We start from the raw sequence: 22,905 nt of genomic DNA, 5'->3' as shown, positions 1-22,905 counted from the left end.
ACCACGTCCTCAGCCAGAGGGCGTGGTAGCACCCCCCCCACAATCCCCCCACCCGTGGAAGGGACACCATGGTCAAAGGCACGATGCGCAAGATCACCATGGCGGTGCTGGCGCCGGCGATGGCTCTCGGTGCCACCGTCGGCCTGGCCTCCGCCCCCGCTTCGGCAGCAGTCTGGAACTCCTGCGCCCCATGGGGCAGCACCAGCCTGGACGGCTACAAGCTCTACAACAACATCTGGGGGTCCGGCGCCGGCAGCCAGTGTGTCTGGGCCAACTCCGGGACCGACTGGGGTGTCTGGGCCGACCACCCCAACACCGGCGGCATCAAGTCCTACCCCAACGCAACGAAGACGATCAACGAGACGATCGACTCGCTCGGCTGGCTCACCAGCAACTACAACGTCAGCGTCCCGTCGTCCGGCGCGTACAACACGTCGTACGACATCTGGGACACCGACCACCAGTACGAGATCATGCTCTGGGTCAACTACAACGGAGCAGTAGGACCGATCGGCAGCTATCAGGGCAACGTCACCCTCGGCGGCCACAACTGGAACGTCTACAAGGGCACCAACGGGTCGAACCAGGTGTTCTCGTTCCTGCGGACGTCCGACTCCCACTCCGGCACCCTGGACGTCAAGCCGATCCTCAACTGGATCGCCTACACCAAGGGCTGGATGCCCGGCAACGAGACCATCGGCGATGTCCAGTTCGGCTATGAGATCACCTCGTCGTCCGGCGGACTCGACTTCCACACCAACAACCTGACCATCAACGGCGGCTGACCCGACACCAGGGCCGAGGTCGGTCCCGCGTTCTCCTCAGGCGCGGTCGACCTCGGCCCGCAGTGTGTTGTAGTCCGCGAACGCGGACTCGACATCGGAGCGGCTCAGGCCGTAGCGGCTCAGGTCGTAGGTGTGCTTGCGGGCGCCCTTGGGGCGGGCGACGGCCGCGGGGAGCCGGGCCGCGTCCGCCTCCGCCCAAGGGGCGCCGACGGCCGCGTAGAGCTTGGGGGCACCGGTGGCGGGGGCGGACCCGAGCCAGGAGTACGGGGCGTCCACCAACTGCTCCGGCGGGATGTCGGCCCGGGCCGCGAGGCCGCGTGTCATGGCGCGGCTCAGCAGGCCGAGCCAGGTGGCGCCGATGCCCTCCAGGTCGAGCGGGCGGGTGCTGACGGCCATGCCGTGCTCGACCAGAGAGCAGAAGGACGCCACGACGGTGACCGGATCGCGGTGGCACCACACGATCGTGGCGTCAGGGAACACCGTGCGCAGTGCGTCCAGATTCTCCAGGTGCATGGGGGACTTCAGCATCCAGCGCCGCCGTGGGCGGCCGTACTGCAGTACCTGGTAGACCTGCTTGAGATACCGGTAGTCGGGGACGAAGTCCCGCTCGCAGTGCCATTCCCGGTACTCGGGGATACGGGCCTGGGAGAACGGCATCAGGGCGTGCGGGAGGGCGAACGTGCATTCCTCGGGACCCTCGGAGGCCATCGCGTGGATGTCGCGGAAGCGTGGCGCGAAGAGGTCGGCGCCCCGGACCAGCCGACGCCCGGCGGCGATCGCCTTCCGCCGTTGCCGGGGCGGCAGGTCCAGGTCGGGCGTGAGCAGTTCCCAGAGCAGGGGACAGCGGTGCTCGTCCGAGATCGACAGCACGGAGTGTGTGACCGTGGTGGCCGTGCGCGGCAGTCCCACGACGAACACCGGCTTCTCGATCGGCTCCCGCTCGATCTCCGGATGCTCGGCGACCAGCCGCCGGACGCGGGCCCGGTTGGTGAGATGCCGGCGCACATGCGTCTGCGCCGCCTGCCAGCCGACCGGGGTGAGCCGGTCGGCCTTCGCCCACCAGCCCAGCAGCGACCGGAAGTCGTCGACGAACTGGCGGTCACCGGGCGCCTCCCCGACGGCCGCGGCGATGCTGTCGAAGACCCGGCCGGGATCGCGTCGGGAGCCGAAGGCCGGCCGCACCAGGAGATTGGCGAGGGCGAGGGCGAGCGGAGACGAGGACACCCAGCCAACCTATCCCATCGAACTCGCCTGAGATGAACAGTAGTTGGCCGGACATACGGAGGATGGTGGCCGGAAGACCTCCACCGTCCGGCCACCCCCTCGATCCTGCTGCTCCGCTACAGACGGCCGTGCCCCGTCCCGCGGGAACAGCGGGATGAGGTCCAGTGGGGCGCCGACCACCACGGTCGCACCGCCCCCGTACGGCTCACCGGTCCACGTGTCAGGGCGCCGATCCGGTACTCGCCCGCACCGTCAACTCGGGTGCGATCAGCAAGACTTCGTCGGTGCCGCGACCGTCGATCTTGGCGACCAGACGCTCCACCGCCTGCCGGCCCATCTCCTGCGCGGGGATGGAGACCGAGGTCAGTCGCACCGAGGCCTGGACGGCCACCTGTTCCGGGCAGATCGCGACCACCGACACGTCCTCGGGGACGGCGCGGCCCTGCCGGCGCAGCAGGGCGAGCAGTGGCTCGACCGCCTGCTCGTTCTGCACGACGAACCCGGAGGTGCCCGGGCGCTCATCGAGGATGCGGGTGAGGACGGCGGCTATCGCGTCGTAGCCGCCGCCGCACGGCCGGTGCAGCACTCTGATGTCCAACTCCCGTGCTCGGGAACGAAGTCCGTCGAGGGTGCGCTCGGCGAAGCCGGTGTGGCGTTCGTAGACCGCGGGGGCCTCGCCGATGACGGCGATGTCGCGATGGCCGAGCGTCGCCAGATGCTCGACGCACAACGCGCCGGTCGCCTTGAAGTCGAGGTCGACGCAGGTCAGTCCTGAGGTGTCGGCGGGCAGTCCGATCAGCACGGACGGCTGGTCGGTGCTGCGCAGCAACGGCATCCGCTCGTCCTCGAGTTCGACATCCATGAGGATCATCGCGTCGGCGAGCCCACTGCCGGTGACGCGGCGGACGGCTTCGGGACCCTCCTCGCCGGTCAGCAGCAGAACGTCGTACCCGTGCGTCCGGGCCGTCGTGGCGACCGCGATGGCGATCTCCATCATCACCGGCACGTACATGTCGGTGCGCAGGGGAACCATCAGCGCGATGATGTTCGACCTGCTGCTGGCCAGGGCCCGCGCGCCCGCGTTCGGGTGGTATCCCAGCTCGCGGATGCTCTGCTCGACCTGCAGCCGGGTGGCCGCGGAGATGGGCCGCTTGCCGCTGAGGACATAGCTCACCGTGCTCGCCGACACTCCGGCGTGCCGGGCGACCTCGGCGAGGGTTACCATCCAGCTCTCCCAGCCCTTATGAAGCGCTTCGATCGTGCGAGCGTATCGTTTCCTGTGTCAAATGTACGCCGACCCTAGCCCCAGCCTGTCATGTTGTCCATCCCTTCATTGAAGCGCTTCGATGAAGTCCTGGCACGGAATCCGGTCGGTCTGGCCGGCGTTGCCGCCGTCGCCGTACCTGGCCTCCATCGTGGCCGGCCGTCCCCCTGGAACGGGTGGTCCAGCCGGACTTGATCCAGACCCGAGTCGTGGTGCACGTTGAGCACGACGTGCAGGCCCTCGTCGAGCGCCCAGCCGACGACTTCCTGGATGGTGGCGAACAGTTCCCTGGTGGCCTTCGGGTTGCCCCAGCTCGTCTCGTGGGGAATGGCGTCCAGGGTGTTGCCCAGGTTTCAGCCGGGGTGCATCGCCGCGACGGCATCCATGGCGGAAGTCGGAACACTGACCGTCGACCGTACTGCCTTCTTCGTGCCTTCGGGGGCGGCGTGCCAGGTGCCGCCGACGAGCCCTGACATGACGGCCGGCTCAGCGGCAGGGCGGCCAGGCGGCCTGGGGCGCGCCAGCCGCTTGCAGGTCCCCAGGGTGCTGCGTGTCGTACCGCTCTCGGGATCGGGGCCGGACCGCTGAGCTGGCCGGTGAGGACGTGTTACCCGGCCTCGCCCCCGGCATGGCGGACCGCCTTGTGTCCCTGCCGGCAGAGGGAGGGGGCCTCCGTTCAGCCGTCGAGGGGCTCGTAGTCGAACCAGTCGAAGTGGACGGTGCCTGCCGCCGCGTACATGCCGATGACCCGGCCCGTGAAGCCGCCGGCGACCTCGGTCGACAGGTAGCGGCCGTCGAGGGTCGCGAGCCCTGTGTACGTGCCGTCGGGCTGCTCGAAGCCGAGGGAGACGACGTCGGGTCCGGTGCACGGTCCGTGCGGAGTCGGCGGTTCCGTGATCGTGACGGCGAGGACCACCGGCCCGGCGGGCACGGACTGCGCGGCCACGACCGTGCGCAGGGAGCCGACGTGCGCGATGACCCGCACCTTCGTACCGGACACCTCGATCGCGTAGTGGTGCTGCTCGTCGAGCCGGACGGCGAGGCCGCCGCTCCCCTCGGAGGGATCGACCAGAGTGCGCGCCCGGCACGCGAGGTGCTGCTGGCGTCGGCCGGTGAACACCACGTCGGGTTGGTCCAGGGAGCTGGCCCGCGCGCGGAGCGTCAGCCAGCCGGGGCGGTCTTTGGTGGTGCAGTGTTCGGCCGGCCGGTCGCGCAGGGAGATCCAGGACGGTCGCAGTTCGGCCGATTCGAAGTCGTCCCGCTGCTCCTCGACGGGGCCGGGGGAGAGCGGCCACGGGAGCTCGGGCAGGTCCAGGGCGACCTCGCCGACGACCGGCCAGTCGTCCACCCAGGTCACGGGGGCCAGGAAGGTCTCCCGGCCGAGCACGTGCCAGCCCGGCGTGCCGCCGCCCGGCCGGACGCCGAGCAGCACCATCCACCAGGAGCCGTCAGGACCTTGGACCAGGTCGGCGTGCCCGGTGTTCTGGACGGGGTGGTCGGTGCCGCGGTGGGTGAGGATCGGGTTGGTAGGGCACGGCTCGAACGGGCCGGCAGGACTGTGGCCGCGGGCGATCGAGACACCGTGGCCGCGCTCGGTGCCGCCCTCGGCGATGAGCAGGTACCAGTAGTCCCCGATCCGGTACAGGTGGGGCGCCTCTGGGGCCTTGGCGCCGGGCCCGCCGGACCAGAGCCTGTGCGGTGTTCCGTATGTCTGCCCGGTGGACGGGTCGAGCCGGACCTGCGAGACCCCGGCGACCGTGCACCAGCAAGTGCCGTCCTCGTCCCAGAACAGGTCGGGATCGATGCCGGGGACGCCCGGCGCCCAGACGGGGTCCGACCACGGTCCGGCGGGGTCGGTGGCCGTGACGATGAAGTTGCCGCCGCCCTCGCTGCAGTTGGTGACGATCAACCAGAAGCGGCCGTCGTGGTGGCGCAGGGTGGGGGCGTAGATCCCGCCGGAGGACGGCATGTCCGCCGGCAGGCGCAACTGCTCGGGCCGGTCCAGGGCGTTGCCGATCTGCGTCCAGTGCACCAGGTCACGGCTGTGGAAGACGGGGATGCCGGGGAAGTACTCGAAGCTGGAACACACCAGGTAGTAGTCGTCGCCGACGCGGCAGACGCTGGGGTCGGGGTGGAAGCCGGGGATCACCGGGTTGGCGAAGCGTTCGTCCGGCCGGCGCAGAGGGGGCACCTGACAGGTCCTCTCGTCGATACGTGATGCGGGCGTGGGGCGGATCAGGGAGCGCCGGGGTCCGTGGGCGTGACGCGGAGCAGGACGGCGGACGGCGCGATGGGCAGGGTCAGGCTCAGCTCGGCCGTGTCGGGCAGCCAGGCGGAGACGGCCCGACTGACCGAGGGATAGAGCAGGTCGACACGGGCGAGGGTGTCCCGCAGGTGGGGCAGGTGAAGCGTCGCCGTGGCGTCGGTTCCTGGGCGGCGCCAGGCCGTGAGGTAGGTGGTGGCGGGCGTGCGCATGGCCAGGGCGATCCAGGGGTCGTCCCAGGCAGGAAGGCCCAGTGGCCAGGACGGCACGGCTTGCGGCAGATCGGCGCGGATGGCCTTGTACACCGCCACCGCCTCGTGGACCAGGGCGCGGGCCTCCCGCTCGAGTTCGGGAATAAGGCCGGAGAGATGGATGCGGCCGAGCAGCGCGTTGGCCATGGTGAAGGCCACCTCGTCGAGGGAGTCCTCCGGCCGGGGGTACGCCCATACGGCACCCTGTTCGGGGGTGACCGCGGTGGGCGCGGAGGCCGCGATGGGCGCGTAGAGGTGGAGGTTCTGCTGGTCGCTGGTGGACTGCAGCTGCAGCCGGGAGAGCATGGCGTCGTCCCAGCGCATGCCGCCGGAGGCGCAGTTCTCCACCACCAGGTGCGGGTGCCGGTCGAGGACGCCGTCGAGCCAGTCGAGGTGCGCCCGGTTGTGGCCGAGCAGGCCGGCGCCCGGGGTTTCGCCGGGGTGGGCGCTGGTGCCGGAGCCGGGGTCGATGTTGTGGTCGAGCTTGAGGTAGCCGACGCCCCACTCGCCGACCAGGCGGTCCACGACCTGGTCGAGGTGGGCACGGGCGGCCGGGTGGCGCAGGTCCAGGTGGTGCCGGCCGGTCTCCGTGACGCGGGCGCCGTCGCGGCGGAAGAACGCCTCGTCGGGCAGGGACTTGGCCATGGGGCTGTGGACGCCGATGACTTCCGGCTCCAGCCACAGGCCGGGAACCATGCCCTGTTGGCGGATATGGTCCAGTACCTCGTGGATCCCCTTCTCGCCGGGGAAGCGTGAGGCGGCCGGCTCCCAGGCACCGACGCTGGTCCACCAGCCACCGTCACCGTCGTCGTACCAGCCCGCGTCGATGACGAAGTGCTCGGCGCCGGCCTCGGCCGCCGCGTCGATCAGCGGCAGCAGCTCGTCGGTGGTGGGGTCGCCCATCAGGCAGTTCATGTAGTCGTTGAAGATGACGGGCAGGCGCTGGTGGTCGGCATGAGGGCGGCGCTGGGAGCGGCGGTAGCGGGTCAGAGCGGCGAACGCGGAGTCGGGGCCGCCGTCGGCGCTGAAGGCCAGCGCGGCGGGTACGGTGCGGAAGACGGCGCCGGGATCCAGGGGGTGCCGCCAGCCGTGGTGGGTGTCGGTGGGCCCGAACAGCGCAGCGTAGGCCGCCTCGTCGTGCTCTTGGCACTCCCAGCGCCAGCCCCCGCCGTTGTGCTCGACCTGCCACACCCAACTGCGGCCGGTGCGCCGGTCCGTCAGGCCGCCCATGGGCAGGTGCCCGCAACTGGACCAGGTGCCCTGTCCGTTCAGGGCGAAGCCCGCCTTGCCGTGCCCGTACTTCACGCGCCCGCTGACGCCGGGTGTGGTCCGGCGCATCGGCTGTCGCTGCCAGCGGCACTCGGCGAGCCAGTCGTTGTCCGCCCACAGCAGGTCGGCGGCGTCGACCGCCGCCGGGTCCCGTGGGGTGAGGCAGCCCACCGCGAGCGAGCTGACCGACTCCAGGTGCAAGGTGCTCTGCCCTTCGTTGCGCAGCGTCACTTCACTGCGGAGCACGGGAATGCCGTCCGGCGACCGGTAGGTCACCTCCGCGACCAGCCCGGTTTCCGGGTCGTGGAGATGCACGGCCAGCGTGTGCCAGTCGCCGTCGCGGGCCGCGCGGTGGGTCCGGTGGCGCAGCCGCCCGCCGAGAGCGGTCCCGATCAGGCGGCTGCCCGACCAGTCGCGGCCGTGACCCGCAGCCGTCACCTCCACCAGGGGGAGGGATGCACCGGGGACTCTCCGCGCTTCGCCGGGCAGTCCGAGGTGCGTGAGGCGCGGGCCGCCGTCGTCATCGAGGACGAGGTCGAGGTGAAGGGCCTCGTGCCCCCAGTGCAAGGTCCCTTGTTCCTTGGTCATGGCGGCCCTTTCGAGGTCACTGCCGGGCGGTTCCTCGGGTACGGAGTGTCGAGTCGTGCTCTGACGGACCTGTGCGGGGCCGGAGACGGCGGTGAGGGCGGGGTGCGATGTGCTCGGCGAACTGCTCCGGACACCGGTTCGCGGCCCCCCCGCAGGCCGGACAGCGGCTGTTGTCGAAGCGCTTCACTCCCAGGTTGTAAGCTAACGGACAAGTTTCGTGAGAAGCAAGGGTACTTACCGCGAGACTGCCCTCACTGCTGGTTCATTGGCGGCCTGTCAGAGAGAGCGGTATCGGCGAAGCGTTTCGACGTCACGCTTCAGATCCAGCTCCACGCTCGGCTTCCGATGGGTGTGCGCCGTGGGCTCGGGCCGTCGCCGGCCTCCCGCACGGCTCACGTGCGACGAGCGGTTCGCGATGCCTCACCCGTACGATCCGGCCGTCGCCGCGCCTGGGGGACACGCCGCGCACGAAGCATGTGAAGAGGGGCCGCTCGCCGGTCGATTCAGTGCCGTCTGCGGCGCCTTGTCTCAACAGGCAGCTGTCGCGGCGGTGGTCTCTTGGTCGATGACCACGGTCATGGCCCGCTGCGTGGCCCGGCCGCACCGCGGGCAGGCGTGACCCGACCCGACCCGACCCGACCCGACCCGACCCGGCGCCGACCGCGGGCCATCAGGCGATTCGCCTTGGACCGGAGCGCTTCCACCCGCCGGCACCACTCCGTGCCGGACTCGGTCGTCGGCTCCTGGCGGGTGCCGTGCTTCGCGGACTTCGTCACCGTGAACTGCTTGAGCCGGTGCTGCGCGGCGAGGAGCCGTCGGGGCGCTCAGCGACATTGCGCCGTACGGCGTTGAGTGGCATCCGGGCCGAGCATCCGTTCCAGCCGGGCGCGTTCGGCTGGCGCCTTGGAGATGCGCTGATGGTCCACCGTCGCACCGACCAGGCCAGTCCCTCGCGACGCCATACCGACACGTGCGACTTCGGTTTCGCCGACCCTCGAGCGGCAAGGGCGACCCGGTGCCCGCCACCGATGTCTTCCCGGGACCTGAGCCCGGAAGGGGCTCACGGTCTGCCGCAGCCGCTGCCCCTTCTCCCGTCACAGATCCACAAGTTGGACCTGGGCATCAAGCAGCGGTCCGGCGAGAAGGTCGAGTGGCTGCCGGGATGCTGCGCCTCATCGCGGTAGGCCGGTTCTCGTGGCTGACGCGGTTGCCAGGTAAGTCAGAGCCCGCGTCCGTGTCGGAATCGTGCCGGGGTGGTTCCGCACGCGTCGGTGAAGACTTGGTAGAAACGGCTGACCGAACCGAAGCCGGCGGCCGCAGCCACCTGGCTCGCGGGAAGGTCGGTGGTCACCAGCAACCGGCGTGCTTCAGCGAGCCGGTACAGCTTCACGTAGTCGCCGATCGTGGCACGCACGACCTTGCGGAACTGGGTCATGGCGTAGGTCGGGTGGACGTTCGCCGCCGCGGCGACGTCCGCGACAGTGATCGGCTCGCGGAAGTGATGTGCGATGTACCGCGCCATGGACACCGCTTGGCGCAGGGCCGGATCGTCACCGGCGTGTCGATGTGCCGGATCGCCGACCGTGGCAAGCGCCAGGCGCCGGACGCGCGCTTGTATCTCCAGCATCGCGATGCGGTGCAGTTCGTCGTCGCCCGCGGCCAGATCCGCGGCCCACTGGGTGAACTTCGCCGGATCGCTCGCGTCGGCACGGGCTGCGGGAGTGATCACCGGCACGCCCGAGAGCACACGGGTGAGCAGCGGTTGGGGCAGCCCCCAAGCGAGAAACTGGTCGAAGGGTACATGCAGCCAGTGGACGCGCGTCGCCTGGCTCGCCACCAACTGATGCGGGATCGCGGCCCAGAACACAGCGAGGCCGCCCACCGCGACTTCGAGGAGTTCGCCGCCGTAGAGATAGAGCATCGACCCACCGCCGGCCACGAAGTTGATCTCCAGGTCGTCGTGCCGGTGCGCTGCCGCCATCAGCGTCGGGCGTCCGGACCAGCCGCGCAGGTACGAGGGTTCGTCGACCAGAGCACCCTGAGGATCCAAGAAGTTCTCGCTTCGAAACGGTGCAGACATCGCGCGCACTCGGATCCTATCGTCATGGAGCAGTGCCGAAGCCCGCACCGTCATGCGACCGGCACCAGCTCGCACCCACTCCTACGTTCCTGATGGAGATTTCGCGTGTTCTCACTCGGCATCGTCGGCGCCGGCCAGTTCGCCGGTTCGTTCGCCAAACTCTGGCGCCTGCACCCGAACGTCGGTGACATCAAGGTCACCGACCTGCTCCCGGAGCGCGCCGAGCAACTCGTCACCGAGCATGACCTCGCCGGCACGCTCCCCTCGTTCGAGGACATGCTCGACTCCGATCTCGACGCCATCGCGCTCTTCACCCAACGCTGGACCCACGGCCCCCTCGCCGTGCAGGCACTGCGCGCGGGCAAGGACGTCTACAGTGCGGTCCCCATGGGCGTGACCGAGGCCGAGATCGCGGACATCATCGCAGCGGTCGAGGAGACCGGCCGGATCTACATGATGGGCGAGACGAGCTACTACCACCCGGCGACCGTCTACGCGCGCGCCCAGATCGCCGCGGGAGCGTTCGGCCGGATGTTCTACGCGGAAGGCGACTACGTCCACGACATGGACTGGGGCTTCTACGACGCGTACAAGTACAGCGGCGGCGAGAACTGGAAGTCCACCGCCAGCTACCCGCCGCTGCTCTACCCCACCCACTCGATCGGCGGAGTCCTCGGCGCCTGGCCGACCCACGCCGTGAGCGTCTCGGCGATCGGCGTTCCGGACGAGCGCGGCGACGGCGTGTTCGATCGCGAGATCAGCCAGTTCGACAACGACTTCTCCAACGCGACCGCCCTGTTCGAAGTCGCGGATGGCGGCAGCTTCCGCACGAACGAGTTCCGCAGGGTCGGATACATCGGCAAGGAGTCACGCTTCCGCTACTTCGGCACGGAAGCAGTCCTCGAACAACTCGGCTCGGTCAGCCTGTGGCAGGACAAGAAGGGCGAGCACGACGTCACCGCGCACCTGCACCCCGCACCCACCCTCACACCGGACGACCCGGCGCTCTCCCACGTCGCCCCGGAACTGCGCGACGCCTTCGCCTCCGGTACCGCACCCGTACACGACCGCTCTCGACTCCCGCGTGAGTTCGCGCACGCACCCAACGGCCACGAGGGCAGTCACCACTTCCTCGCCGACGACTTCGCCACCGCGGTCACGACACGAACGCCTCCACCGCTGCACGCGTGGACCGCCGCCCGCTACACCCTCCCCGGCATCATCGCCCACCAATCCGCCCTCCAGGCCGGCGTGCGCCTCCCCATCCCCGACCACGGAGACGGACCCCGAATCACGTAGCACCACCCGACCACAGTGGCGCTGTGGACGGCATCCGCACCGGGCCTCGAGGTCAGGCGGCTGCTCGGGATTCGGCGCCCAGGGATCACCGTTGTCCAGGTGATCGTCGACGGTCGCGGGCGTCCAGCGCTGCGGGGTCAGGTCCGGGTCGTGCAGCCTCTCGGACCGAACTGCCGGATCGACCTATGTGTGGGTCGACGGCCATGTGCCGGCCGCGCGTACACCCGCGTCCGGTGCGAAGTACACCTGGTGCGCTGACGTGACTGCCGATCGTGGGCGGCGTGGGTCTGGCGATCACAGTCCTGACGACGTATGTCCTCCATTTCGCCGGCCGGTGGCTCACCCTTCCGCCCAGGTTGCCAGAAGTGCGCGCACCGCGGTCTCCGCGCGGTCGACGCGGGCCAGGCGGCGCGGGGTACTTCGCTGCCCTGGCGGATGCGGGTGGCCGGACACGGTGTGGCGGGTTGTTCCAGGGCGTCGTCGCGTTCTGGTGCCGGTGGCCATGTTCTCGCGCTGGAGGCTGGTCACATACGTGCCGTCGCCCCGCCGGATCTCCAGGACCCGCGCGACGGCCAGCGCCTTGACCGCTTCGCGGGCGAGGTTGCGGGAGGGGCCCAGCTGAGCGGCCAGGTCCGGTTCCGGTGGGAGCTTGGAGCCAGGCGGTAGGGCACGGACGTCGTCCAGCGCCGACTGGTCCAGGAGCGTGCAGCGCCCGCCCGGCATCACCAGGTCTGCGGCGATCTCGCGCAGGAGGCGGGCGAGCATCGCCGGCTGGTTCATGCCGGCCCGATCGCACCCGGGCCGCGCAGGTCCGCGAGCGTGGGCATGGCCTCCTCGGCCGCGCCCTCCCAGACCTGGAAGGAACGGGCGGTGCGGATCCGTCCCTCGCCCGGGTCGGAGCGCAGCATTACCTCGCCGATGGATGGCCACCACGTCGATCACGTCATGCTCCTGTCCACCGTCTGGGCGGTCAGCCGACGGATCTCCTCGTGTTCGCTGCGCCGAAGGCGGTCTGCGGAGGCCATCCCACTGCCCGCTCGCGGCGTCCGCCGGCCGCCGAGCGGCTCGGCGGGGAAGAGCTTGACGGTGCCGAGGCCCGCCTTCGTCGAGAATCGATGCGCTGGACGATCACCCTCCTCGTCAGTCGCGGTTCGTCGATCGGCCGGGTCGCGGCCGATCTTCGGGGTTCATCGCGTCCGACCCGTCCCGGTCAGCTCGCACGCGCTGCGTGGTCGGACGTCGGGAAACGCACGTCCAGCACGTCCAGAGCGGCGATACGGGTAAGAGGCCGGGGAGGCGGACACTGAGGAGACGGTGGAACTGAGGGCGGTTCTGAGTCTTTCATCCATGGTGTCTTGCCCTGGAGGGTGGCTTCGGCGATGCGGTCCTCCAGCAGGGCGGATCACACAGGCCTAGGGGAGGGCCTGCGCGCACCAGATCGTCTTGCCATTGGTGGTGTGCCGGGTGCCCCACTCCTGGGTGAGCTGGGCGACGAGCAGCAGGCCCCGGCCACCCTCGTCGAAGTCGCGGGCTCGGCGCAGGTGCGGAGCGGTGTTGCTTCCGTCGAAGACCTCGCAGATCAGGGAAGTATCGCGAATCAGCCGCAGCCTGATCGGTGGCTCGCCGTATCTGATGGCGTTGGTGACCAGCTCGCTGACGACCAGTTCGGTGACGAATGACGCCTCCTCCAGGCCCCAGGCGTCCACCTGGTCGACGGCGAACTTCCTGGCGCGCGGTACCTGCGCGGGGTCGGGCTCTACGACCAGGTCGGCGACGTGGTGGGGATCCAGCGCGTGAGTGCGAGCGAGCAACAGGGCGGCGTCGTCGGTGCGGTGTTCGGGGAGCATGGCGTCCATGACCGTGTCGCACAGGGCCTCCAGGGAGGTGGCCGAGTGGTTCAGGGCTCGCAGCAGTTCGGCGATCCGCTGGTCGACGTCGCGCTCGCGGCTTTCCACCAGTCCGTCGGTGTAGAGGACGAGCAGGCTGCCCTCGGGCAGCTCGAGCTCGGTGGCTTCGAAAGGCAGCCCACCGATGCCGAGCGGCGGACCCGGATGGGCGGGTACCGGTGTCCTGGTGCCGTCCGGGGAGATGATCAGCGGCAGCGGATGGCCGGCGCTGGCCAGCGTGAAGCGCCGGGAGACAGGGTCGTAGACGGTGTACAGGCAGGTGGCGCCGGACTCGCCGGTCGGCTCGAAGTGGCCGGCGGGCTGGAGGTCGCCGGCGAGGTGGAGGACCAGGTCGTCCAGGTGGGTCAGCAGCTCGTCCGGCGGCAGGTCGACGTCGGCGAGAGTGCGGACCGCGGTGCGCAGCCGGCCCATGGCGGCCGAGGCGTGCAGGCCGTGGCCGACGACATCGCCGACGACCAGGGCGACCCGGGCACCGGACAGCGGAACGACGTCGAACCAGTCACCGCCCACTTCCGCGCCGGTCCCGGCGGGCAGGTAGCGGGATGCCACCTCGACCGCCTCCTGGTTCGGCAGCCTCTGCGGGAGCAGGCTGCGCTGCAGGGTGAGCGCGGTCGTGCGTTCGCGCGAGTACCGGCGGGCGTTGTCGATGGCGACGGCGGCTTTGGCGGTCATCTCCTCGGCGAGGATCAGGTCGTCGGCGGTGAAGGCCTCGGGCCGGTCGAGGCGGGAGAAGGCGACGACGCCGAGCAGCGCGCCGCGGGCCCGGAGCGGCACGGTGATCCGGCCGGTCAGCCCGTCCGCGGCGATGGCCCCTTCGATCAACGGGTTGCCCGGTGGCCAGTGGGCCGGGTCGGCGGCGAGCCCGGGCCCGAAGGCCCATTCGCCGCCCTGGCCGGGCTGAGCGGCGAGCTCGACCGTGGACCTGCCAGTGGCCATGCAGCGGGCGGCGACGGACCCGGGAGTGTGGCTGACCGGCGTCGCGGGCCCGGGCGCCCGGTCGGTGTCCTCCTTCGCGCTGTGCTGGGCGGCACGGCTGAGCGCGATGGTCTCGCCGGGGGTGAACGCGGACGCGGAGGTCGGTTCCTCCCCGCGCAGCACCTCGTCGAAGAGGTCTACGGTGACGAGGTCGGCGAATCCCGGCACCGGGGTCGTGGCCAGTTCCTGGGCGGTGCCCATCACGTCGAGTGTCAGGCCGATGCCGCCGCTGGCCTTGTTGAGGATGAGCAGGCGTTGCCGAGCCCAGTACTCGGCGCTCATGTCGAATCCCCAGTTGGCGACCGCGCGGACCTTGCCCTCGGCATCTCGGACGGGCCACATGCTGGTGGCCCAGGCGTTGGCGTAGTTGCTGCCGAGCGGGCGGAAGACGGTGATGAGGCGCGCGGGCTCGCCCGTCCTCGCCACCTCGGAGAGCCGGTCGGTGTATGCCATGTCGTCCAGTTCGGGGAACAGCTCGCGGTACTTCTCACCGAGCACCTGCTCCTCGGAGTGCGCCATCACTCGGCACGCGGAGGCATTGACCCACAGAAACCGCAGCTCAGGGTCGTAGACGCCCAGAGCGAAGGGGCACTGCTCGAAGGCCCGGTCGGCGATCACGGGGCGGCGTCCCCACTGCTGGACGGTCACCACGTGGCCCAGCGAACGGCCGTCCGCGCCGCGCAGCGGATGGGCCGTCAGCACGGCGTCCACCGTGGAACCGTCCCGGTGGCGCAGCGGGACGACTCCCGTGGGGTCGGAGCCGATGCCGAGATTCTCGGGGAAGTCGGTTGGGCGACCGACCAACAGGTCGGTCACGGGACGCCCCACGGTCTCCTCCGCCGACCAGCCCAGCAGCAGCCGCCCGCCCTCGCTCCAACCACTCACCATGCCGTCCGGGTCGACCACGGCAGCGGCAGTCGGGGCATCCTGCTTGGCAGCCATCTCCACGCGCCACGCCTCCGTCCGGACAGCGGTGCTCGCCAGGACCGGTTTCCAGCGGCTGGTTCCAGCCTAGGTCCGCTCCGTCTGGTGCGCCGACTCGGTCACGGTAGGTACCGAATGGTCAACAGCACGTGTCCGGCGCCCTCGCCCTGCGTGCTGGTTTGGCAGAGGCCGCCAAGGTCATCGACGGAGAGGTGCCCGTCCCCGCGGTGGTGGACCGGGTGCTCGACATTCTCGGGCAGCTCGTCTCGAAGCGGGTGGGTTCAGTGCGGGGCGAACTGGACGCGGGTCGGCTGCACGACATCCGGCTTCAGCGCGATTCCGTCGACCGTCAGCCGTTCTCCGTAGACGTCGGTGATCCTGATCGAACTGCCGCATCCACTGCCGTTGGTGGAGAGGAAGTGGTTGTAGTCGGTACGGGGTAGCTGTCGCCAGCCTTGGGCGGTGCGGACCTCCAGCCGGTCGATCGGATTGCGGTGGTTGCTCACTTGGATGCCGCACCAGTAGGGGCTGGACCCGGTCTTGTACCGGATGGAGAGCGGGCGGAGCGTGCCGGGGCTCAGCAGGGTCCAGGTGATCGGGAGCCGGCCGACCTTGAGGTCTGCCAGCTTGGCGAATGCCTGCTCGCTGAGGTCGAGTTGTCCGGGCGCGCAGGGCAGCGGGCATTCGTTGGTGATGCGGACCGTGATCGAGGCGCCGTTGGAGGCGCGGACGAGCACGTACGCGCCGCAGGCCCTGGACGACTCGTAGTCGGTGGTGTTCATGGCCGCGATCATGAGGTCGCCGCTCGGCCCGAACAGGCAGGAGCCGTCGCCGTCCGCGGCCTTGTATGCGGTCGCGACCCCCTCGTAGGTGGTGTGGGGCTGGATGCGTCCGGGCCGCGGTGCCGCGCGGCCGGTCGTCTGCGAGCCGATCGCGGAACCGGTCGAGGGAGCGGTCGTGGGCGCCGCCTCGGTGCCGACGACGGGGGCTACCGTCGTGGCCGCCCCCGCATCGGCCGTGGGGCCGGGGCGGAGCGTCATCACCAGGCAGGTGAGGACGCCTGCGGCTGTCAGCACCGCCACCATGCTCCACATCAGCCCGTGTCTGTGCTTGCGCCTGTGCCTGCGCTGCCGCGTTGCCTGCCTCGCTGTCCGCATGTCCGTCCGTCCGGAGATCGAGCCGATGGTGTACTGCTGAGTTGCCGCCGGAGGCGAAAGGGTTGCCGGAGATCTTCGGAACGGGAGCCGATCGAGTCTCGTGAGAGACGGGAGACGGGGGCCGCCTGCCGATGGTCTGGATCTACTGAGCCGCGCTGTCGCGCGGGGCGGGACTGGCGGTACGGATGCCGCGAGGTGACGCGCCGAGTTCACGGCGGCAGGCCTTGTTGAACGCCTGGAGGTCGGGGATGCCGACCGAGGCGGCGACGGCGGGGATGGAGAGCGTGGTGGCCCGCAGGAAATGGCGTGCGCGTTCCATCCGGCGGGCCCGGATGTAGCCGACGACGGTTTCCCCGGTGGCGGCGCGGAAGAGCCGGGTCAGGTGGTTGTGGGAGACACCGGCCGCCTTCGCGATCTCCGGCACCGTCAGGGACTCCGTCAGCCGCGCCTCGATCAGGGCCGTCGCGGCCGCCACCGCCGGATGGACGGCCCGGGCGCTCTGCTCCCGCAGCGGGGTGAGCCGGGCGATCCGCCACAGGGCTGCCCACACCTCGGCGGTGGCCCGGGCAGGGGTGTTCGGCCAGGCGGCCAGTGCCTGCCGCAACTGTGCGGTGAGCAGGTCGAGCTCGGGTCCGGTGCGCTGGATCACGGGAATGCTGTGGGGTGTTCCCGCCGAGCCCAGGCGGAGGTGGGCGTAGAGGTGCTCGGAGCGGCCCCGGTAGCGGTAACGCACCTCGGTTCCGGGCGGTACGAGGCTGACCCGCCCGGGGCGGATCGCGTGCTCGGTGCCGTCGACCGTCAAGTCGGCGTCGTAGCCGTACAGATGGAGCTGCCACAGGTCCGGCAGTGAGAACACGTCCACCTGGCCGGCCGGACCGTGCACGCCGATTCCGACGGCGGCGAGAGTGGGAGGGTCGTCGAGATGGGCGAGGACCGTCTGCATGGGCACGTTTTCTACCACGGTGGACGCGGCCAGTCCTGGGACGCGGTCGTCGACGTGCGTGGCGGACGGCAGAGTGAAAATCGACCAGTGGAGGGTGAACGCGGCCCACGCGGTGCGCGGCGGCCGGACCTAGCGTGGCCGCCATGGAGAACAGGCAAGAACTGCTGAACTCGGTGCAGATGGCGCGCTTCGTGGCGCGCGGGTCACTACGGCTGGACGCGGTGGTTCCGGCGGAGATGAACGCCGAGGGCCTGGCGGTACTGGCGGGCGGGGTGCCGCCGGTGCCGTACGGGACACCGCTGTCCGATGCGTACGCGAAGGGCTCCTTCGTCCGCAGGCTGCTGGAGCTGCCACAGGTGGCAGGGGCCCTGCGCAGCATGGTCGGCCCGGAGCCGTGGGTGGACCACCACTTCGTGCATACCCGCGAGCCTCACGGAGGCGCCGCCCAGGCGCTGCACGGGGACGCCATCATCGACGTCCGACCGGACGCCTTCGACGTCCAGTTGATGTACTACCCGCAGACCGTGACGCTGGAGATGGGCGGAACGCTCAGCGTGCCGGGCAGCCATCTGCGGCGGATCAACGAATCGGACACCGGCCGCTACCAGAACCTGCGCGGTCAGGACCGGTTGGTCTGCCCGGCCGGCACGGTGGTGCTTCTGCACCACGGCATCTGGCACGGGGGCCGGCGCAACGACAGCGACATCCTCCGCTACATGTTCAAGATCCGCTTCAATCCCAGGGTGCGTCAACGACGTCTGTGGGACACCTCGGATCTCCACGACCCGCAGGTGGCAGCGGAGCTGGACGCGATGTTCCCGTGGTACGAGGGAGCGACCGGCCGGCTGGAGCGGTACAACCGCATCCTGCTGTGGCGGGAGCTGACCGGCGACGACGGCTTCGACCTCGACCACTGGGTGACCAGGGTCTCCAACCGCCCGAAGGAGACCGTGGCATGACGACCGAAGCGATGCCGCCCGCGTCGGCGGACACCGGAGACGGCCCCGCGGCCCCGGTGCTGCGGCAGCAGGTGCTCGTGCTGTACCTGGCGAGCTCGGCGCTGGACTCCCATGTCGTCGGCTGGTCGCGCTACGACGGCACCGGCCGCACCTCGCCCACCACGGGCGACAGCGACGAGCCGCCGTACGAGTCGGGGGTGGCCGCGCTGCAGGACGGTTGGCGGCTGTTCCAGGCCGCCCAGCTCATCCCGCCGTACCCGGGTCACGAGTACGACGTCTCCTTCCTCAAGCACGAGTTCTTCTTCGAACGGGTCGTCGACGTGCGGGCGCAGATCGGGTCCTGACGTCGAATCGCTTGCCTCGGCAAAGGAGGGTGACGGAGTGGTTTCGCGGAACACGTGAGAGTTGACGGGGAAGCACTTTCTCTGCGGCTTTCATTGACAGGTCAGGGAGGTGAATGGGACCGTCGAAGCGCTTCGACGAACGGCCACCGTAACCAGCTCGCCTGAGGGGTTTCCACGTGAGTTACGCGCCCGCGCCCGCGTCCGCATCCGAGCCACCCGATTTCCGTGATCCCGCGCTGCCACTGCAGAAGCGCGTCGACGACCTGCTCTCACGGCTCATGCCCGAAGAGCGGATCGCGATGCTGCACCAGTACGTGCCGGCCGTCCCCCGGCTCGGCCTCGCTGCCTTCCGTACGGGCAGCGAGGCCCTGCACGGGGTCTCCTGGCTGGGGGTGGCGACGGTCTTCCCGCAGGCTGTCGGCCTCGGCGCCACCTGGGACGAGGACCTGGTGCGTCGGGTCGCCGAGGCCGTCTCGGTCGAACTGCGCGCCTTCCACCACCACCGCACGCCCGCCACCGGGGGCGGCTTTCACAGCCTGCAGGCCTGGGCACCCGTACTGAACCTGCTGCGCGACCCGCGCTGGGGACGCAACGAGGAGGGCTACTCCGAGGACCCGGTGCACACCGCCCGGCTCGGCGAGGCATATTGCCGGGGCCTGGCCGGCGACCACCCGACCTACCTGCGGGCGGCTCCCGTTCTCAAGCACTTCCTCGCCTACAACAACGAGGACGACCGCTGCACCACCTCCTCCGGACTGCGCCCGCGCGTCCTCCACGAGTACGACCTGGCCGCCTTCCGGCCCGTCGTCGCCTCCGGCGCCGCGACCGGAGCCATGGCCGCGTACAACCTGGTCAACGGCCGCCCCTGCCACGTCAGCCGGCTGATCGAGACCGAGCTGCGCCGCTGGGCGCGGCCCACCGGGCACGAGCTGTTCGTGGTCAGCGACGCCGAGGCCCCCTCCAACCTGGTCGACCCGGAGCACTACTTCGACGACCACGCCGAGTCGCACGCCGCCGCACTCAAGGCCGGCATCGACAGCTTCACCGACCACAACGAGGACAGCGCCACGCCGGTCGGCCGACTGCGCGAGGCACTGGAGCGCGGCCTGATGGAACAGGCCGACGTGGACCGCGCGGTGCGTCGCCAGCTCGAACTCCGTTTCCGCCTCGGTGAGTTCGATTCGGACCTCGACCCGTACGCCGGGATCGGCCCGGAGGTGATCGACTGCCCCGAGCACCGCGCCCTGGCGCGGCACGCGGCGACCGAGTCGGTGGTGCTGCTCAAGAACGACGGCCTGCTGCCGCTGGACCCGGCGCGGACACCGAGGATCGCCGTCATCGGCCCACTCGCCGACACTCTGTGCGAGGACTGGTACAGCGGCACCATGCCCTACCAGGTGACCATCGCCGACGGCCTCGCCGCCGCCCTCGGCGCCCACGGCGGCGAAGTGGTCCGGGTGGAGGGTGCCGACCGTATCGCGCTGCGCTCCCGCACCACCGGCGAACTCCTCGGCAAGACCGCCTTCGACGTGACCGACTGGGGCCGCGGCACGCTGACCCTCCGCGCCACCGACACCGGCCACTACCTGAGCCTCAAGGACGACGCCACCGTGGCGGCCGACCAGACGGTGCTCAAGAACTGGTTCGTCAAGGAGACCTTCCGGCTCGAACCGGCCGGGGAGGACTCGGCGCTGCTGCGCTCCGTGCTCACCGGCCGCTACGCCGCCGTGGATCCGACCGACGGCCGCGTCACCGTGACCGCCGATGCCCCGGACTCCGCCGAACGCTGGGGGCGAGAGCTGCTGCGCGACGGCGCGGCCGAGGCCCGGGCAGCCGCCGAGGCGGCCGACGCGGCGGTCGTCGTCCTCGGCAACCACCCCATGATCAACGGCCGTGAGACCGAGGACCGCGCGGACATCGACCTGCCCGCGACGCAGGAGGAGCTGCTCCGCACGGTCGCGGCCGTGCGTCCGGAGACGGCGCTCGTGGTGATGAGCAGCTACCCGTACGCCGTCGACTGGGCCGACGAGCACCTGCCCGCCGTGGCGTGGACATCCCACGGCGGGCAGGAGACGGGCCACGCGCTGGCCGCCGTGCTCGTCGGCGAGGCCGACCCCGCCGGGCGCCTCCCGCAGACCTGGTACCGGGGCGGCGATCCGCTGCCGGCCCCGCTCGACTACGACATCATCAAGGCGGGCTGGACCTACCAGTACCACCCGGCCGCGCCCCTCTACCCCTTCGGCCACGGCCTGTCGTACACCGACTTCTCCTACCGCGACCTGCGGCTGTCGCGGTCGTCGACCGGCCAGGACGGTGCGGTCGACATCACGGCGACCCTGGCCAACACCGGTGCCCGGGCCGGCAGCGAGGTGGTGCAGCTGTACGTCCGGGCGCTGGACGCCCGTCACGAGGCGCCCAGGCTGCGCCTGGCCGACTTCCGCAAGGTGCGCCTGGAACCAGGGGGGAGCCGCGAGGTGACGTTCCGACTCCCCGCCGAACGGCTCGCCCACTGGGATGTCGCCACCTCCGCCTTCACCGTCGATCCCGGCGGCTACGAGATCATCGTCGCCCGCTCCGCCGATCACCCGGTCCTCACCGCACCGTTGACGGTGACCGGGACGGCCTCGGCGGCCCGGGGCGTCGTGGAACGGCGGACCTTGGCGGTCGACTTCGACGACTACGCGGACGTCACCCTCGTCGACGCCACTCGGGCCGACGGTGACGCGGTGACGCCCACCGACCCCGCTCGGCCCGGGACGCTTCTCTTCCACGACGTCGACCTCTCCGGGGCCGTCCGGATCGAGGCCGAGACCGCCCGCGAGGACTCCGGCCCCAGCGAGGCGCGGCTGGTCGTCCAGGCGGGTGACCAGGTGCTGGCCGAGCTCGACGTCCCCCTCACCGGCGACCGCTACGCATGGCAGACCGTCGCAGGCGAACTGGACGCCCCGCCCGAGGGCGTCCACGACCTGCGCCTGACCCTGCACGGTGACTTCCGCCTCTCCGCCTTCCGCTTCGGCAGCCCTGGCAGAGCCGACTGACCGCTTGCGCCCGAACCGCAAGCCGGCGGCCCGTCCGACGGGGGGAGGACGGGCCGCCACTCCCTTGCCCAGCCGTGCCTTGGACCGCGAGGGGCGTGGTCCCGATGCCACTCGAACCCCCGCCCCCTCGTCCACACTCCGACCGGAGGAAGCCCCATGCCGCTCACCGACCTCGGGACTGACGACCTCGTCGGCTACCAGCCGCAACTGACCGCTCCGAACGACTTCGACGCGTTCTGGCGCCGCACCCTCGCCGAAGCCCGGTCCTACGACGGGACGATCAAGGCCGAACGGGTCACTTCCGCGCACCTGCTGCACACCGTCGAAGTCGACGACGTGCGCTTCCCCGGCTGGGACGGCGAGCCGGTGGCCGCCTGGCTCCTGCGCCCACGCGGCACGGAGGGACCGCTGCCGGTCGTCGTCACGTACATCGGCTACAGCGGCGGCCGTGGTCTGCCCACCGACCACCTGTTCTGGTCCGCCGCCGGCTACGCCCAGCTCGTCGTCGACAGCCGGGGCCAGGGCCACGACACCCCGGACCGGACGGCGGGCGACGGCACGCAGTGGGCCGGGGGGTTCATGACCCGAGGCATCGACTGCCCCGAGAACTACTACTACCGGCGGCTGATCACCGACTGCGTACGCGCCGTGGACTCCGTCGCCGCGCTGCCCGGCCTCGACCCGCGGAGGATCGTGGTGGCCGGAGGCAGCCAGGGTGGCGGCCTGACCCTCGCCGTCGCCGCTCTCGCCGGAGACCGCGTGGCGGCGGCACTGCCGGACGTCCCGTTCCTGTGCCACTTCCGCCGCGCCGTGCAGATCACGGGGGAGGGCCCGTACCCGGAGATCGCCGAGTACCTGCGCTGGCACAGTCGCGACCGCGTGGAACAGACCCTCGCCACCCTCGACTACTTCGACGGCGTCCACTTCGCCCAACGGGCCACCGCACCGGGGCTGTTCAGCGTCGCCCTGATGGACCCGATCTGCCCACCCTCCACGGTCTACGCCGCCTACAACCACTACCGGGGCGAGGACCGCACCATGACCGTCTGGCCCTTCGGCGACCACGGCGGCGGGTACGGCTCCAACCCGCCGGTCCAGCTGTCCTGGCTGCGCGAGCGTGGTCTCGCACCGGAGCTCTGACCGCCGCGTGAGCACCTCGGTGGGGAAGCGAAGCCGAAGGCCGCCATGCGACACTCACTCGCATGGAGCTCGCATCCGGGCCGGCTGAGCAGCCCCATGCTCGCAGGCACCCGTGTGAGGCTCCTGACGGGCAAAAGCACAGGCCTGCGTTGCGTCGATCGCGGGATGCTGGACCGCGTGTGGTCCGGAGCACGGTGTCCTTGGCGAACCCCTTGCGGGGCCGGAGCGCGAGCATCGGCGCAGAACGTCAGCGACTCGCCGAACTGGAGCGGGCTCGGCCCGGCGAACGGGCTGTCCAGGCAGACTCCGATGCCGTGATCACATCGGCCATACCAAGATCATTTCATGCGGTTGCCGGCGCGGCTCACCTCTCAGCCTCGGCTGAGTGGAAGCACCACGGCTCCAGGACCGGATTCGGCCGGTACCCCTCGACCTTGTCGCGATCGACGAACTCTGGCAGCGCCCTGACCCGCACGACGAATGGGATGGTCACTG

The 22,905-nt window shown here is 70.6% G+C and carries 15 protein-coding genes and 1 pseudogene; 6 read left to right on the top strand and 10 right to left on the bottom strand.

What is annotated here, in order from left to right; genetic code table 11:
* The first annotated feature begins 68 nt into the window (after positions 1–68).
* Positions 69–785 carry a glycoside hydrolase family 12 protein gene (locus FDM97_RS19225; protein WP_137991625.1) on the top strand — a complete coding sequence of 239 codons (717 nt, stop codon included), beginning with the start codon at positions 69–71 and terminating at the stop codon, positions 783–785.
* Between the two features lie 36 nt (positions 786–821).
* Here the strand turns inward: FDM97_RS19225 and FDM97_RS19220 are convergent, their stop codons facing one another.
* The 5 genes from FDM97_RS19220 to FDM97_RS19195 form a co-directional block, all read right to left on the bottom strand.
* Positions 822–2,009: a sulfotransferase family protein gene (locus FDM97_RS19220; RefSeq protein ID WP_137991624.1), complete on the bottom strand. Its 1,188-nt coding sequence runs from the start codon at positions 2,007–2,009 to the stop codon at positions 822–824.
* 220 nt (positions 2,010–2,229) lie between these two features.
* Positions 2,230–3,234, bottom strand: a complete 1,005-nt coding sequence (locus FDM97_RS19215; protein WP_137991623.1) for a LacI family DNA-binding transcriptional regulator — start codon at positions 3,232–3,234, stop codon at positions 2,230–2,232.
* A gap of 715 nt (positions 3,235–3,949) precedes the next feature.
* A complete protein-coding gene (locus FDM97_RS19205) occupies positions 3,950–5,464 on the bottom strand; it encodes a glycoside hydrolase family 43 protein (protein WP_254705671.1) in 1,515 nt (504 codons plus the stop codon).
* 44 nt (positions 5,465–5,508) lie between these two features.
* Positions 5,509–7,644: an alpha-galactosidase gene (locus FDM97_RS19200; RefSeq protein WP_137991622.1), complete on the bottom strand. Its 2,136-nt coding sequence runs from the start codon at positions 7,642–7,644 to the stop codon at positions 5,509–5,511.
* A gap of 1,219 nt (positions 7,645–8,863) precedes the next feature.
* Complete coding sequence (locus FDM97_RS19195) at positions 8,864–9,724, bottom strand: helix-turn-helix domain-containing protein (protein ID WP_254705938.1); 861 nt, start codon at positions 9,722–9,724, stop codon at positions 8,864–8,866.
* Between the two features lie 105 nt (positions 9,725–9,829).
* Here FDM97_RS19195 and FDM97_RS19190 point away from each other — a divergent pair, with 105 nt between their 5' ends.
* The gene (locus FDM97_RS19190) at positions 9,830–11,023 is read left to right on the top strand and encodes a Gfo/Idh/MocA family protein (protein WP_137991620.1); all 1,194 of its coding nucleotides are present in this window, start codon (positions 9,830–9,832) and stop codon (positions 11,021–11,023) included.
* 492 nt (positions 11,024–11,515) lie between these two features.
* Here the strand turns inward: FDM97_RS19190 and FDM97_RS19185 are convergent.
* The 5 genes and pseudogenes from FDM97_RS19185 to FDM97_RS19170 form a co-directional block, all read right to left on the bottom strand.
* Positions 11,516–11,746: pseudogene (locus tag FDM97_RS19185) on the bottom strand (FadR/GntR family transcriptional regulator); the annotation flags it as partial.
* Positions 11,747–11,799: 53 nt separating this feature from the next.
* Positions 11,800–11,931 carry a hypothetical protein gene (locus FDM97_RS36870; protein ID WP_284440319.1) on the bottom strand — a complete coding sequence of 44 codons (132 nt, stop codon included), beginning with the start codon at positions 11,929–11,931 and terminating at the stop codon, positions 11,800–11,802.
* Positions 11,932–12,435: 504 nt separating this feature from the next.
* Positions 12,436–14,847 (bottom strand): SpoIIE family protein phosphatase, encoded by a 2,412-nt coding sequence (locus FDM97_RS19180; protein WP_137991619.1) that lies wholly within the window; start codon positions 14,845–14,847, stop codon positions 12,436–12,438.
* A gap of 263 nt (positions 14,848–15,110) precedes the next feature.
* Positions 15,111–15,914, bottom strand: coding sequence for an expansin EXLX1 family cellulose-binding protein (locus tag FDM97_RS19175; protein ID WP_254705937.1), 804 nt, complete (start codon positions 15,912–15,914; stop codon positions 15,111–15,113).
* Positions 15,915–16,128: 214 nt separating this feature from the next.
* Positions 16,129–16,929: an AraC family transcriptional regulator gene (locus FDM97_RS19170; RefSeq protein WP_137994907.1), complete on the bottom strand. Its 801-nt coding sequence runs from the start codon at positions 16,927–16,929 to the stop codon at positions 16,129–16,131.
* Between the two features lie 143 nt (positions 16,930–17,072).
* Here FDM97_RS19170 and FDM97_RS19165 point away from each other — a divergent pair, with 143 nt between their 5' ends.
* The 4 genes from FDM97_RS19165 (at position 17,073) to FDM97_RS19150 (ending at position 22,410) form a co-directional block, all read left to right on the top strand.
* Entirely contained in the window at positions 17,073–17,888 is an 816-nt protein-coding gene (locus FDM97_RS19165; protein ID WP_175439161.1) for a phytanoyl-CoA dioxygenase family protein, read from the top strand.
* 11 nt (positions 17,889–17,899) lie between these two features.
* On the top strand, positions 17,900–18,232 hold the full coding sequence (locus tag FDM97_RS19160) for a hypothetical protein (RefSeq protein WP_137994906.1): 333 nt from the start codon (positions 17,900–17,902) through the stop codon (positions 18,230–18,232).
* Positions 18,233–18,408: 176 nt separating this feature from the next.
* Positions 18,409–21,270: a glycoside hydrolase family 3 protein gene (locus tag FDM97_RS19155; RefSeq protein ID WP_137991617.1), complete on the top strand. Its 2,862-nt coding sequence runs from the start codon at positions 18,409–18,411 to the stop codon at positions 21,268–21,270.
* A gap of 156 nt (positions 21,271–21,426) precedes the next feature.
* Entirely contained in the window at positions 21,427–22,410 is a 984-nt protein-coding gene (locus FDM97_RS19150; RefSeq protein ID WP_137991616.1) for an acetylxylan esterase, read from the top strand.
* Positions 22,411–22,905: the final 495 nt, after the last annotated feature.

This window comes from Streptomyces vilmorinianum, from assembly GCF_005517195.1.
Taxonomy (GTDB): domain Bacteria; phylum Actinomycetota; class Actinomycetes; order Streptomycetales; family Streptomycetaceae; genus Streptomyces; species Streptomyces vilmorinianum.
Note: the sequence above shows the minus strand (reverse complement) of the source record. Positions and strands in the feature narration are given on the sequence as shown.

Bases quoted from the DNA above. Each gene is read 5' to 3' on its own strand.
- FDM97_RS19175 (WP_254705937.1), bottom strand. From the start codon at position 15,914: ATGGTGGCGGTGCTGACAGCCGCAGGCGTCCTCACCTGCCTGGTGATG.
- FDM97_RS36870 (WP_284440319.1), bottom strand. From the start codon at position 11,931: ATGCTGCGCTCCGACCCGGGCGAGGGACGGATCCGCACCGCCCGTTCC.
- FDM97_RS19215 (WP_137991623.1), bottom strand. From the start codon at position 3,234: ATGGTAACCCTCGCCGAGGTCGCCCGGCACGCCGGAGTGTCGGCGAGC.
- FDM97_RS19150 (WP_137991616.1), top strand. From the start codon at position 21,427: ATGCCGCTCACCGACCTCGGGACTGACGACCTCGTCGGCTACCAGCCG.
- FDM97_RS19225 (WP_137991625.1), top strand. From the start codon at position 69: ATGGTCAAAGGCACGATGCGCAAGATCACCATGGCGGTGCTGGCGCCG.
- FDM97_RS19180 (WP_137991619.1), bottom strand. From the start codon at position 14,847: ATGGCTGCCAAGCAGGATGCCCCGACTGCCGCTGCCGTGGTCGACCCG.
- FDM97_RS19160 (WP_137994906.1), top strand. From the start codon at position 17,900: ATGCCGCCCGCGTCGGCGGACACCGGAGACGGCCCCGCGGCCCCGGTG.
- FDM97_RS19200 (WP_137991622.1), bottom strand. From the start codon at position 7,644: ATGACCAAGGAACAAGGGACCTTGCACTGGGGGCACGAGGCCCTTCAC.
- FDM97_RS19195 (WP_254705938.1), bottom strand. From the start codon at position 9,724: ATGTCTGCACCGTTTCGAAGCGAGAACTTCTTGGATCCTCAGGGTGCT.
- FDM97_RS19170 (WP_137994907.1), bottom strand. From the start codon at position 16,929: ATGCAGACGGTCCTCGCCCATCTCGACGACCCTCCCACTCTCGCCGCC.
- FDM97_RS19165 (WP_175439161.1), top strand. From the start codon at position 17,073: ATGGAGAACAGGCAAGAACTGCTGAACTCGGTGCAGATGGCGCGCTTC.